At 70.0% G+C, this 13280-nt stretch carries 12 protein-coding genes; 8 read left to right on the top strand and 4 right to left on the bottom strand.

The features are described from left to right. Window positions 1-179: 179 nt before the first annotated feature. From KY661_RS28215 to sitI6, 6 genes are read left to right on the top strand one after another with little or no spacing between them, the layout of a single operon-like run. Window positions 180-2924 carry a hypothetical protein gene (locus KY661_RS28215; RefSeq protein WP_225413163.1) on the top strand — a complete coding sequence of 915 codons (2745 nt, stop codon included), beginning with the start codon at window positions 180-182 and terminating at the stop codon, window positions 2922-2924. Window positions 2925-2937: 13 nt separating this feature from the next. Continuing rightward, window positions 2938-3558 (top strand): hypothetical protein, encoded by a 621-nt coding sequence (locus tag KY661_RS28210; protein ID WP_225413162.1) that lies wholly within the window; start codon window positions 2938-2940, stop codon window positions 3556-3558. Between the two features lie 27 nt (window positions 3559-3585). Further along, window positions 3586-4542: a hypothetical protein gene (locus KY661_RS28205; protein ID WP_225413161.1), complete on the top strand. Its 957-nt coding sequence runs from the start codon at window positions 3586-3588 to the stop codon at window positions 4540-4542. A gap of 31 nt (window positions 4543-4573) precedes the next feature. Then, complete coding sequence (locus tag KY661_RS28200) at window positions 4574-5146, top strand: hypothetical protein (RefSeq protein ID WP_225413160.1); 573 nt, start codon at window positions 4574-4576, stop codon at window positions 5144-5146. 46 nt (window positions 5147-5192) lie between these two features. Beyond that, a complete protein-coding gene (locus KY661_RS28195; protein WP_225413159.1) occupies window positions 5193-6356 on the top strand; it encodes an MFS transporter in 1164 nt (387 codons plus the stop codon). A gap of 13 nt (window positions 6357-6369) precedes the next feature. Beyond that, on the top strand, window positions 6370-7086 hold the full coding sequence (gene sitI6 / locus KY661_RS28190) for a SitI6 family double-CXXCG motif immunity protein (RefSeq protein WP_225413158.1): 717 nt from the start codon (window positions 6370-6372) through the stop codon (window positions 7084-7086). 113 nt (window positions 7087-7199) lie between these two features. On the opposite strand, the gene KY661_RS28185 is transcribed toward sitI6, so the two are convergent. From KY661_RS28185 to KY661_RS28175, 3 genes are all read right to left on the bottom strand, one after another. Continuing rightward, window positions 7200-7853, bottom strand: coding sequence for a glutathione S-transferase family protein (locus KY661_RS28185; RefSeq protein ID WP_225413157.1), 654 nt, complete (start codon window positions 7851-7853; stop codon window positions 7200-7202). A gap of 31 nt (window positions 7854-7884) precedes the next feature. Further along, window positions 7885-8814 carry a DUF808 domain-containing protein gene (locus KY661_RS28180; RefSeq protein WP_225413156.1) on the bottom strand — a complete coding sequence of 310 codons (930 nt, stop codon included), beginning with the start codon at window positions 8812-8814 and terminating at the stop codon, window positions 7885-7887. Window positions 8815-8919: 105 nt separating this feature from the next. Next, window positions 8920-10596 (bottom strand): M28 family metallopeptidase, encoded by a 1677-nt coding sequence (locus tag KY661_RS28175; RefSeq protein WP_225413155.1) that lies wholly within the window; start codon window positions 10594-10596, stop codon window positions 8920-8922. Between the two features lie 243 nt (window positions 10597-10839). Between KY661_RS28175 and KY661_RS28170 the strand changes: the two genes are divergently transcribed. Further along, a complete protein-coding gene (locus tag KY661_RS28170; RefSeq protein ID WP_317987309.1) occupies window positions 10840-11313 on the top strand; it encodes a DUF6310 domain-containing protein in 474 nt (157 codons plus the stop codon). A gap of 1 nt (window position 11314) precedes the next feature. Next, on the top strand, window positions 11315-12073 hold the full coding sequence (locus tag KY661_RS28165; RefSeq protein WP_225413154.1) for a DUF5953 family protein: 759 nt from the start codon (window positions 11315-11317) through the stop codon (window positions 12071-12073). Between the two features lie 18 nt (window positions 12074-12091). On the opposite strand, the gene KY661_RS28160 is transcribed toward KY661_RS28165, so the two are convergent. Then, a complete protein-coding gene (locus KY661_RS28160) occupies window positions 12092-13246 on the bottom strand; it encodes a BMP family lipoprotein (RefSeq protein WP_225413153.1) in 1155 nt (384 codons plus the stop codon). Window positions 13247-13280: the final 34 nt, after the last annotated feature.

The following is a 13280-nucleotide window of genomic DNA, read 5'->3' as shown; positions in this document are numbered from 1 at the left end:
CCTGCACTGGACTTCGGGTGAGGCATTTAGCACCCGCCGTGCCAGCTTCCCGGAGGGCCCCGATGTGGCCGGAATCAGCGGGTTAGGCGCCCGCCCGGGGCGGGCACTGACAATTCTCGCGCGGGGAGGTGACCAAACGCGCTGCGATCCTCCCCGGAGGGCCGTGCTAAATCCCTCCCATGGCCTCCAGCGACGCCCTGAGCGAAGCCGATCTCCAACGCCTGGCCCGGGCGGAAGCGCCCGACCTGGCCGGATCCGTCCTCGCCTTCCTCGCACAGCCCGAGCCGGTCCCCTCCACGCCCCCGCCCCAGGGTGCGCTCGACTTCCAGGGCCTGAAGCACCTGCTGGCCCAGGCCCAGGCCCACCCCAGCGCCGAGGCCCGCAGCACCGGCGCACGCGAGGCCTGGCAGCGCTTCCTCGCCCAGCAGGATGTGCCCCTGCCCCCGCGCTTCGCCCTGGCGGAGCTGCTCGTGGGCCTCTACACGCGTAACTCGGACGCCAGCCGCGCGGTGCTCCTGGAGCTGGCCCGCACGGCGGACCTGCGCTTCGGCCTGTGGGGCGGCCTCAAGCGCATCTACAAGCTCGCCGAGCAGCGCCACGACGCGGAGCTGTTCGGCGTGCTCGCCTGGCGCTTCGACGTGGAGCGCCACGCCTCGCGCTCGCGCGAAGTCTCCCTGGGCACCCTCACCTACCTGCGCCGCCGCGCCTGGCGCTACCTGCGGCAGCTGGGCGCCGCCGTGCCGGAGCTCTTCCCCCAGTTCGCCGCCGAGGTGCTGCGCCACTACACCCCGGAGACCCCCTGGCAGGGCACGTGGGTGGCCATGCACCTGTGGGCCCACGGCTCCGGCAAGTACAACGGCGAGGGCTTCTCCATCGGCCCACCGTCCGACATGGTGAAGCACCGCGCCTTCCCGGACGCGTGGAAGCGCTCGCCGGATGCGCTCATGCGCCTGCTGGACACGTGCCTGTCGGACCCGGCCGCGCGCTTCGCCATCCAGGGCCTGCGCCAGGACTTCCCCGAGGTGCTGCGGGGCCAGGTGACGCCCACGTGGCTGGAGCGGCTCGCGCGAAGGCCCCTGGGCAGCGCCCACGAGTTCCTCGTGGAGACCCTCCAGGCCTCCCCCGAGTACCACCAGGGCAAGCTGCGCGCGCTCGGGCTCCACGAGGCGGTGCTCGCGCTCTTGGAGTCCCCCAGCGCCAAGGCCCGCACCTACGCCATCGAGTACGCCCGGGCCCACGCGCAGGACCTGACCTCCGAGCGGCTGGAGGGGCTCGTGGCCCGCGGGCCGCCGGACACCGTGGCCTTCGCCCTGGCCGTGCTGGAGAAGCGCGCCCCGCGCGAGCTGGGGCTTGACCTGCTCGGGAGGCTGCTCGGCTACAGCGCCACGCACACCTTCGCCGCCCGCACGCTGGAGCAGGCCTTCGACCGGGCCGAGCTGTCCCACCGCTTCCTCATCGACCTGTTCCTGGGGGGCCCCGAGCCGTTCAAGTGGGTGAAGGGCTACGTGGGCGCCCGGTACGCGCCGCAGGAGCTGCCCGCATCCTTATATAGGGACCTGCTCACGGATCCCCGGATGGAGCACCTGCGGCACGGGCACCGGAGCCCGGTGGAGCAGTTCGCCCTCAAGGCGCTGGGCACCTACAAGCCCGAGGCCATCGGCCCGGCCTGGATGCTGGCGCATGCCCTGCACCCGCGCATCGGCCAGGCGGTGACGCGGTGGCTCACCCTCGCCGAGGCCCTGCCCGGGCTGGACGTGGAGCAGGTGAAGGGCATGGTGTTCCACGGCAAGTCCCGCGAGCTGGCGCTGGCCCTGCTGGGCAACCGAAACCTGTTCAGCCCCCGGCAGCTCACCGTGCCCTGGCTGCTGGCGCTGGCGCGGCGCGCGGACCCGTCGCTGCACGCCTTCGCCCACCGCTACCTGCTGGAGTCCCTGGCGCCCGCCGACTTCAGCGAGACCGGGGATACGGCGGCCGGCCTGGAGCGCCTCTTCGAGCTGGCCCTGGGCGCCAAGCAGCCCGCGCCCGTGCGCCAGTTCGCCCAGACGTACCTGCGCTGCCACCACCCCGTGCTCGGCCCCGAGCAGCCGGAGTCCGCCTCCTACGGGCTCAAGCCCCGCGCCCCGCGCAAGGCGTACACCGCCGCGCGGCTGTGGCCCGCCCTGACGGATTCGCGCGACGACGTGCGCCGCTTCGCCCTGGCGGTGGCGCGGGTGGAGCTGCGCGCGTGGGGGGTTCTCCCCCGGGTGTACGAGCTGGCCGAGGCGGAGGCCAAGGACGTCCGCACGCTGGCCTACGAGGCGCTGCTCCACGCGGGCGAGGCCGGCGCCGACGAGCGCGTCACGCTCAAGCCCGAGGAGCTGGACGCGGTGAAGGTGTTCACCCTCACCGAGAGCACCCGGCAGAGCACGCGCGAGGTGGCCATGGAGCTCATCCGCCGGCACTACGCGCGCCTGGGCGGGGCCGAGCGCCTGGCGTGGCTGATGGAGAGCGCGGACCGCGAGGTGGGGCTGTTCGCCGCCAGGCTTCTCTGGGAGAAGCACCGCCCCTCGCACCTGCCGGAAGGCTGGAAGCCCGCGGGGGCCGCCGCCCCGCCCGTGGCCGCCGCGCCCGAGCGCTTCCCCCACGTGGAGGCCCTGCGCCAGTTCCTGCGCCGCATGCTCTTTGGCCTGCCTCCGGGCCGCTCCAAGGAGGGCCGCGAGGGGCTCGTGGCGCGCCGGCTGTCCGCGAGCACCGCCAAGCGCCGCCTCATCGAGCTGATGAGAGATTTGGGGCTGGAGGACGCGGCCTTCGCCCAGCTCGTGGCGCCCGTGCTGGGGGAGTTCACCGGCTCGCTGGCCAAGGGCGAGTGGCAGAGCTGCCTGGCGTCGCTGGTGCAGCTGCGCGCGGCCCACCCCGGCCTTTCCTTGGGGGCCACTCCCGGCTAGACAGCCGCCCGGCATGCGCGAGCGAATCCAGACCGTCCTCAAGCGAATCGCCTCCGAGCCCACGCTCGAGGCCCGCTGGCTCAACACCCTGTCCCTGCTGGAGTTCATCGGCGTGCGGAAGATCAGCCGCACCGTGGCGGACCGGCACCCCTCGCTGGAGGTGCTGGGCCACCTGGCGGACGAGACGCGGCACGCGCTGGCCTTCAAGCGCCTGGCGGCGGAGGTGGCCGGCGGCACCGAGCCCACGGAGTACCTCTGCGCGCAGGAGGCGGCGGCCTGGTTCCAGACGCTGGACCGCGAGCTGGCCGCGTGGACGCAGCGGACGCTGAACCGGGAGGACGTGCGCCTGAACTACCTGCTCACCACCACGCTGGTGGAGCAGCGGGCCATGCTCCTCTACCCGCTGTACAAGGCCGCCACGCGCCACCCGGCGGTGCGCACCGAGCTGGGCAAGGTCGTCACCGAGGAGCAGTCCCACCGGCTCGACATCGAGGAGACGTGCCTGCGGCTCCTGGCCGAGGCGGGCGTGAAGGACTTCTCGGCGCTCAAGCCCATCGAGGAGCGGCTCTTCGAGGGGCTCCTGGCCGCGCTGGAGCAGCACACCGCGCCCGCGCCCGCCCTCCAAGCGGGGTGACCGGAAAACCGCTAGAATGGGGGCACCGTGATAAAGACCCCTCCGTCCTCCCAGCCCCGTCCGTCCACGGCCTCACGGGGGCAGCCCAAGCCGCAGGTGCAGCGGGTCCGCACGAACCGCGCCCAGGCCAACAAGGGCGCCCAGAACGTCCAGGGGCACCACGAGGAGGACGAGCCGGACATGATGAAGGACCCGGGCTCGTCCCTGGGCCACCACGGTGACCGGCACAAGGACGCGAGCGAGGAGACGCTGCGGATGCTGGAGGAGTCCCGGCACCGGGACCGCCAGGAGTTCCAGCAGCGCTCCCAAGACGGGGATAAAGGCCCTCCGCCCCCGCCCGTGGCGCTGCCCAGCACCCACTCCACGGGCACCCACCTGTCCACCCCGCAGGCGGCGCAGACGGGCTCCCGCCGCGCCCTCTTCGGCGGCCCTGCGGACAAGCGCCCGGGCGAGCCGCCCCCCGCTCCCGGAGGCCCCTCCGCCACGGGCTCGCGCCCCGCGCTTCCGTCCTCGGCGCCCCTCACGGGCTCGCGCCTGGCGTTGAGCGCGCAGGCCGCCCCCCCGGGCGCCCGGCCGGAGCTGTCCCCCACGGGCTCGCGCCCGGCACTTCCCCCGAAGATGGACGCCCGGCACCTGCTGAGCACCGGCAAGCCCGTGGGCACGTACCTGAAGCCGCATCCCCCTGCCTCCGCCGCAAGCGCCGCCCCCGCGCTCCAGGGCGCCGTCCAGGAGGCCCAGGCGCTGCTGGCGCACGTGAAGGGCATCGAGCACATCGGCACGGGCGAGAACCAGACAGGCCAGACGGTGCTCGTCGTGGCGGCCGGGCGGGGCTTCACCTACGACGCGCTGCTGGCGGTGCCGGAGAAGGTCCAGGGCCTGCCGGTGGTGGTCTCCATCTCCTTCCCGAACCTGTCGCTGCGGCGCACCGCCGCGCCGGCGGCAGGCTTGCCCCCAGCGGGGCCCGTGAACAAGTTGGGCCGTTGACGGCACACCCGCCGTCCCCGGGGGATGGCCCATGAGCCCGAAGCATCAGGCCCTGATTCCACAGCTGGAGGAGCGCTTCCGCCGCATCACCCAGGTGCTCTACGACACGCGCCAGCCGGCGCGCGTGCTGGACGCGGAAGTGCTGCCCTACCTGGCCGAGGACGTCGTCTTCACGGACCCGTGGCAGCGCGGCGCGGGCATCGAGGACTACCGCCTGGGCGCGGTGGGCTTCCACCTGATGTTCTCGTTCGACTTCGACGTGTTCCAGCTCAACGTCCAGCTGGAGGAGGGCGGACAGAAGGGCCGCGCCATCGTGGACGGCATCATGAACCTGAAGCAGTTCCGCTGGCTGTACACGTACCCCTTGCGGACCATCCTCGTGTACGACTTCACGCTGGCGCCGCCGGGCAAGGACGGCACGGTGCACCCGCGCATCCACGCGCACGAGGAGATGTGGAGCTTCGGGGACATGATTGCCGCGGTGCCCGTGGCGGGGTGGTTCTATAAGAACGTCTTCCGCAAGGGATTCAGCCACGGCTTCCTGGCGGCCTCGGCGCTGAGCCGGAAGCTGGCCGAGGCGCGGCGTCACCCCAGCGTGACGTGATTCCGCCCTGCGGGGCCGGGGCGGCCGTGTTACGGCAAGGGCCAAAATGGAACATGCCGCGCCGAGGAACCCGCTGCCCCGGAGCACCTACCGGTGGGTGGTGGGAGGCCTCTTCTTCTTGCAGGGGCTGTGCTTCGCCACGTGGGCCTCGCGCATCCCGAGCATCCAGCAGCAGCTGAGCCTGTCGGAGGCGGACCTGGGCTTCGCGCTGCTGGCGCTGCCCGCGGGGCTGATGGTGTCGCTGCCGCTCTCGGGATGGCTGGTGGCACGGATGGGCAGTGCGCGGGTGGTGGTGGGCGCGCTGTTCCTGTACGGCCTGGTGCTCGCGAGCCTGGGCCAGGCGCGCTCGCTGGCGCAGCTGAGCGTGGGGCTGTTCGCGTTCGGGTTCGCGGGCAACCTGGTGAACATCTCGGTGAACACGCAGGGCGTGGGGGTGGAGGGGCTCTACCAGCGCTCCATCATGGCGTCCTTCCACGGCATGTGGAGCCTGGCGGGCTTCACCGCCGCGGCGGTGGGCACGGTGCTGATGGGAGCGGGGGTGGTGCCCGCGCTGCACTTCGTGGCGGTGATGCTGGGCGTGTGGGCCGTGACGGCGGTGAGCGCCCGGTTCACGCTGAAGGAGGACGCGGGCGCGAAGGCAGGGGGGCGGGTGTTCGCCGTGCCGGACAAGCCGCTGCTGGTGCTGGGGGTCATCGCCTTCTGCTGCATGATGTGTGAAGGGGCGATGTTCGACTGGAGCGGGGTGTACTTCCAGCAGGTGGTGAAGGCGGACAAGGCGTGGGTGGGCACGGGCTACGCCACGTTCATGGCCTCGATGGCGACGGGGCGGTTCATCGCGGACTGGCTCACGCGCAAGCTGGGGCTGCGGCGGGTGTTCCAGGTGAGCGGCGGGCTGATCTGCCTGGGGCTGATGCTGGCGGTGGGGCTGCCCTATCTGCCCACGGCATTGCTGGGCTTCCTGCTGGTGGGCTTCGGCGTCTCGTCGGTGGTGCCGCTGGTGTACGGGGCGGCGGGCAGATCGAAGACGATGCCCGCGGGGGTGGCGCTGGCGGCGGTCTCCACCATCGGCTTCCTGGGCTTCCTGGTGGGCCCGCCGGTGATTGGGCTGCTGGCGAGCCTCTCCAGCCTGCGGCTGTCCTTCACGCTCATCGCGGCCATGGGGCTGTGCGTGGCGATCCTCGCCACGGCGAAGAAGGAAGAAGCCACCTGAGCCCGGCGCCTCCGTGAACTTCTACTGGTTGAGGGCGGACCCTGCTTCACGCCACACCGGCTCCGTCAATGCCGCCCACAAGTGGGGACTCCCGGGAACACACTGCCCTTCCTGCGACACCACCTGGGCCAGTACCGGTCACGACTACCCCTCCGTCGATCTCTCGGCGCTGGATGAGCACGCCCTGTTCGAGCGTCCCCGGCTGGAAAAGAACTTCGCCGAGTTCACACGTCTCCGCGAACTCGTCCGCCCCCTGCTTCCACCGGGTGCTCCGCTCTATCCCGGCATGATGTTGGGTCCTCTGACGGGAACCGCTTCGGGAACTTTTGGCTCCTTCTTCTTCCAGAATCCCTGGACGCTCCTCGTCCGGCGCGAGGTGGCGGAGCAACTTCGAGCGGCAGGCCTCCAGGGATTGAATCCCTGCCGCCACGAGCTGCGCTTCCGGCAGAAGCCCCCCCCTGAGCTCCAGGAACTGCAGATTGAGCCCCGGGGGCGGCTTCACCCGGAATGCATCCCGCCGGAAGAACGGACGCCTTGCGATACCTGTGGCCGCCTCGGCTTCAGCCGCCCGGAGAACCCTCTGTTGGATAAAGGGTCACTCCCCACACAGGTGGACCTGTTCCGGCTGGCCAATTTCTCCACCATGCTCCTGGGCACGGAACGGTTCGTGGAAACCCTCCAGCGCCTCGGACTCGACGGCTTGATGTTCCAGAAGCTTCCGCTGCGGTGAGCGCCCAGGGCCAAGCGCCCGGACATGGAGATTGTCTACCCGCGTGCGGCCCGGGGGGCTCAACTCGGAGCCAGGACGGGGCACGGTGAGGGCTTACGTAAGCCCGCGCACCGTCACCCGGCCGGAGGGGCGGCGTTGAACACCGCCAGTTGCGCAGCGAATGCACGCGTGTAGGCCGGGCGCGCTTCGGCGCGGGCGACATAGGCGGCGAGGTTCGGATACGCCTCAAGAATGCCCGACCCCTGCAGCCTGCGCAGGACCGTCACCATGAGAATGTCGGCCGCGCTGAAGGCGCCGTCGAGCCAGTCGGCGCTGCCGAGGCGCGCGGAGAGATCATCCAACCGTTTCCGGATGATGTCGTCCAGCGCGAGCAGGCGATGCTCGTACCAGGGTTGATCGCGCTCGAGAATCATCACCAGACTGCGGTCGAAGACCGGCGGCTCGACCGTGTTGAGCGCCGCGAACATCCACGCGATCGCGCGAGCGCGGCCATTCGAGTCTTCCGGCAGCAGGCCGGCATGGCGCTCCGCGATGTGGAAGACAATCGCGCCGGACTCGAATAGGACGAGCTCGCCCTCCTCATAGGTCGGAATCTGACCGAACGGATGCAGCGCCTTGTGCGCGGGCTCCTTCATCGCCTCGAACGACAGCAGCCGGACGTCGTAGGGCTGGCCCACCTCTTCCAGCGCCCAGCGCACCCGCATGTCCCGCGCCAGCCCCCTGCCGCGATCGGGCGAGCGTTCAAAGGCGGTGATGGTGATGGTCATGTCCTGCTCCTCAGCATGGCTGTCCGGGGGCTTAGCCCTTGCGCAGCACGCGCTTGACGCCGAGCACCACGGCCAGCGTCACCGCGCCTGCCACGATTCCCACCACGGCATCGGCCACGGGCGGCGTGAGGGCATGCAGCAGCCACCCGATGCCGGGCACTCCTCCCGCGCGCTCCGCCAGCCCTTCGATGCCATGGTGCACCACGGCGATGCCGTGGGTGAGGATGCCGCCGCCCACCAGGAACATGGCGGCGGTACCCGCCACCGACAGGCCCTTCATGAGCCACGGGGCCCCTATCAGGATGCCCCGGCCCAGGCTCTGCTGGAAGCTCCCCGGCCGCCGGCTCAGGTACAGCCCCGCGTCGTCGAGCTTCACGATGCCGGCCACCAGCCCGTAGACGCCCACGGTCATCAGCAGGGCCACGCCCACCAGCACCAGCACCCGCGTCGTGAAGGGCTCGCTGGCCACGACGCCCAACGAGATCGCGATGATCTCCGCCGAGAGGATGAAGTCGGTGGTCACCGCGCCCTTGATCTTCTCCTTCTCCAGGGCAACGAGGTCCACCTGAGGGTCGGCCAGCGCCTGGGTGAGCTTGGCGTGATGGGCTTCGTCCTCCTCCGGGCTGTGCATGAACTTGTGCGCCAGCTTCTCGACGCCCTCGAAGCACAGGAACAGGCCGCCCACCATCAACAGCGGCGTCACCAACCAGGGCACGAAGGCGCTGATGGCCAGCGCGGCGGGGACCAGGATGGCCTTGTTGACCATCGAGCCCTTGGCCACGGCCCAGACCACGGGCAGCTCGCGGTCGGCCTTGACGCCTGTGACTTGCTGGGCGTTGAGCGCCAGGTCGTCGCCCAGCACGCCCGCGGTCTTCTTCGCGGCCAGCTTGGTCATCACCGACACGTCGTCGAGGATGGTGGCGATGTCGTCGAGCAGCGCGAGCAGACTGGAACCAGCCAAGATGAGGACTCCTTGCGGGGCACGGCGTCCGGGACGCCCAAGCGGGCGCATCCTACCCGAGGAGGCCCGCAGCGCCTCGCAGTTCCTGTGGCGAAACGGCCCGGCTCACCTGCGGGCGGCCGAGGACCTGTCCCGGACGGCCTTGAACTCCGAGCCCGGCTTCCACTGGGGCCAGCGGTCCGAGGACGCCAGCGAGCGGCCCATCTCGTAGAGCAGCTGCACATCCTGGGCGGCGCCCCGCAGGTCCCAGTCGGCGCGCCACGCATCGCAGGGCTGGTGGTAGCAGCGCGCGGTGTAGTCGGCGACCCAGCGGTCCCCGGCCTCCCGGCCTCCGTTCACGAGATCATGCCCGCCGCCCAGCCCCATGAGCAGCAGCACCGGCACACCGCGCTTGGCCAGGGAGAAGTGGTCGGCGCGGTAGAACAGGCCGCGCTCGGGCTTCGCATCGGGCGTGACGGTGCGATTCTGCCGCGCGGCGGCCTCGGCCAGCGCATCCTCGAGCTCATTCTGCCCGTTGCCCACGAGCACCACGTCGCGGGAGAGCCCCGCGGTCTGAAGGATGTCCATGGTCATGTTGGCCACCATGGTCTCCAGAGGCTGGAGGGGATGGGCGCCGTAGTACTCCGAGCCGAGCAGTCCCGGCTCCTCGGCGGTCCAGGCGGCGAAGACAATGGACCGCGCGGGCTTCGACCCCTGCTGGAAGGCGCGGGCAATCTCGATCATCCCGGCCAGACCGATGGCGTCATCCACGGCGCCCCGGCGGATCTTGTCCCCCGAAGCATCCGCGGGCCCCAGCCCATAGGCATCCCAGTGGGCGCCATACATGATGGACTCGTTGGGGCGCTGCGCGCCGGGCAAGCGGCCAATGACGTTGTGGCTGTCGGCGCGCGTGTGGGTGATGCGGTAGTCGGTGGAGAGGCTGACGCCCTTGAGGAGCACCGGCTCGAAGGTGGCCTTGCGCGCATCGGCCTTCAGCTTCGCGAGGGACACGCCGGAGCGGGCGAACAGCGCGGCGGCGGCATCGCGCTGAATCCAGCCCTGCATCAGGACCTTCTCCTTGTCGGGCTGGGCGCGGACGATGTCGAAGGTCTGGCCGTTGCCCGCGATGACGGTGGACCAGCCGTACCCGGCACCGGGCGTCTCGTGGATGATCAACGCGCCGAGGGCCCCGCGCCGGGCGGCCTCCTCGAACTTGTAGGTCCACCGGGCGTAGTAGGTGGCGGCCTGACCGCCGAACTTCCCGCGAACCTCTTCGCTCGGCTGGGCCTCGAAGTCGGGATCATTGATGAGGAAGACGGCGATCTTGCCCTTCAGGTCGACGCCCTTGAAGTCATCCCACCCGCGCTCGGCCGCCGAGATGCCGTAGCCAACGAACACCAGTGGGGCCTGGTCAATCTTCACGCGCTTCAGGGGGCGCTGGGTGTTGACCATCACCTCCTGGCCCTGGCGCCAGGAGGTGATCTGGCCGCCCACGGCCACCTTGAGGACAACGGGGTCCTTCACCTGGAAGCGGACCAGGGGCACCTTCTGCGTCCAGCCGCCGTTCTCGCCCCCGGGCTCCAGACCCACGGCCCTGAACTGGCTGATGAGGTAGTCGAGGGTCTTCTTCTCGCCCGGTCCGCCCGGCGCGCGGCCCGCGAACTCATCGGAAGCGAGCACCTTGACGATCTGCGACAGCCGCGCCGGGTCGATGGGACCCGAATCCTGCGCATGCCCCACGCCCGCGCCCAGCAGGACGGCGGCGGCCAGGGGAACCAGCCTCGAAGCGTTCCACGAAATCATGGTCCGCGACCCTAAAATGGCCTGCGCCGTCTGGAAAGGACGCATGCGAGGCGAGCCTCGAAGGATAGAGTCCGTCTGGCCTTGCCCTTGCCCTTGCATATCCGCAGCTCGCTCTTTCTCCTGCTCTCCGCGTGCGCGGCGACGGAGCCGCAACCCCGAAGCCAGGTGGCTGTTCCGTGGGTAGCCCCTCTGGCTGGCCCCAAGCCCGTTACGCTTCCAGCGCCTGTTGGCCTGACGCCTCCCATGCCCATCATGGTGGAGCCGACCCCGCCCAAGCAACCGGATCCGGAGACACAGCCAGGGCAGTCTGGATCCGATCGGGCTCCACCTGCTCCAATGACTTCGCACCCACGCCCTGAGTGCATCCCCCGGATTGTGCCGCACCTGGGCGGAGACGCCTTGCATAACAAGTGCGCAGACAGGGTCCCGAACAACGGCTTCCCAGGCTTTGATGCACTCGTCAACGGCAAGCACTTTGATGCGCTCCAGATCCGCGCGGGTGTGCTCTGGGAGATCAAAACCGACAACTTCGACACCTACTCCCGTGCCCTTCGAGACATTGTGATGGGAAAGCAGGTACCCGAGCTGCGGCGCGAGCGCGGCCTGGCAAGAGCGTGTGGATTCGACTTCCGGGTGGGCGTTCGCAGCGCAGCACACATGGCTGCACTCGAAGAATTGGAGCCAACGCTCGACGTTGTCGTCATGGACTGGTGTTGAGATGACAATCCCACAGGACTACCTTCTCCTGATCGCCTACACGGCTGCTCTGAAGGAGGACGACCACCGCCCACTCGCTGTAGCGCGTGCCATCGAGCATGCACTCCCCGGCATGCGCCTGGAATGGACGATTTCGGACGAGGGCCTCCTCCTCCCACTACCACAGCGTGACGCATGGATTGCCAAGGCAGCGGCCCAGGGAAGGTTCCCCATGCTCTGCAACGGCGACGAGAACTACCTCGTCACGGTTTCAGGCTCGGAGATACCCGCGAGGCTCGGCCCAGGTGGCAAGCCGCTCTGCGACATCCCTGCGAAACTGCCACTGGAGGCAGCCATCATCGCAGCGGCAGCAGATGTGTTGGAGGGCGTGGCAGAAAGCGCGCACTCCTATTGGGGGCATGCGACGCCGCACAGCGCGGCGGTGGAGATCGCACGGCAGACAAGCCACCCCGTGCGGAAACCGCGCGTTCCTCCAAGGGGACTGCCAGCGCTCAAGTTCCCGGAAGACATCCACTCGCCTGAGATTCCACACCGCCTGGGCTGGCTGAACTACTGGTCGGCCGAGACCGCACAGACCCTCGCGTTTCCGGATCCCTTGCGTGACACGGAATTGCTCATGCGGTCGCGGCGCACGGCGACAGGGGGCTGGGTGGTCCAACTCACGGAGGCGCCCCTGGACCTCGACGATCCCTCGCACCTCAGCGCGTTGAGACGAACCTATGAGCGCTTCCCAGCGATCGGCGGGCGCTCCCCCCCTTGATCACAGGAACTCTTCAGCTCAGCGACTCCCTGAAGACACCTGGATCTCCCCGGCGATGATCTTCGCCTTCAACTCCTCCACCTTCCGCAGCGCCTCCTCCTTGCCCGGGAAGTCGAGCCGCACGGGCGCCAGGCTCACCCCGCCCTCCTTCAGTCCCAGCGTCTGGCTGCCGCCCTGGAAGCGGCCCTGGAGCTGATCCCTCACCGCCTCGTACACGGCCAGGTCCACCCGCTTCAGCACCGTGGTCAGCATCGCCTTCGGCGCCAGGTGGAACTGATCCGAGTCCACGCCCAGCACGTACACCGGCTTCCCCGCGTCCCGGGCCTCCTTCACCGCCTGAATCGCCCCCAGCCCGTCCACCCCCGCCGCCGCGAAGATGACCTCCATGCCCTTCGCCACCAGGTCCTGCCCCACCTGCTTGCCCAGGGCGAAGTTCGTGAAGCTCCCCGTGTAGCTCGACACCACCGTGGCCTTCGGGTTCACCGCCGCCACGCCCGCCCGGAACCCCGCCTCGAACTGCTTCACGAGCGGAATCTCCATGCCCCCCACGAAGCCCACCTTCCCCTCCTTCGCGACGAGCCCCGCCAGCGCCCCCGCCAGGAAGCACCCCTCCTCGCTGCGGTACACCACCGTGCGCACGTTGGGCAGCGTGTACGCCTCGCCCTTCGCGTTGATCAACGGACTGTCCACGAGCAGAAAGTGCGTGCCGGGGCTCTTCGCGGCCACCGTCTCCACCGCCCCCTCCAGCATGAACCCCACCGCCATCGCCAGCGGCACGTCCTGCTCCACCAGCAGCCGCAGGTTGGGCTCGTAGTCCTCCGCCACCTGGCTCTGCACCACCACGGGCTTGATTCCCAGCGGGGTGATGGGCGGCTGGCGCTGGGCCAGCTCCGGCCCCAGCGACTCCTGGCGCTCCGCCGCCGAGGCCTCCTGATAGGAGGTGCCCACGGACTTCAGCCCTCCCGCCCACAGCTCCAACCCCCGCAGCGCCGAGTCATTGAACGATTGATCCCCGCGCCCGCCCAGCCCCAGCACGAGGCCGATCCGGGGCTTCTCCGCCGCTGCGGGGGCAGACGCCGTCGTGTCCCCGACAGGGGGCTGCTCCTTGGGGCTCTTGCACGCCTGGAGCATCACCAGGACAACACACACGGCAGGGAGGCTTCGCGAGACCATGGACATACCCAACGTCTAACACGCCTGCCTTTTG

Source organism: Allostigmatella hybrida (genome assembly GCF_020103775.1).
GTDB classification, from domain to species: domain Bacteria; phylum Myxococcota; class Myxococcia; order Myxococcales; family Myxococcaceae; genus Hyalangium; species Hyalangium aurantiaca.
The sequence above is the reverse complement of the archived record's forward strand: the minus strand, read 5'-3'. Positions and strand labels throughout refer to the sequence as shown.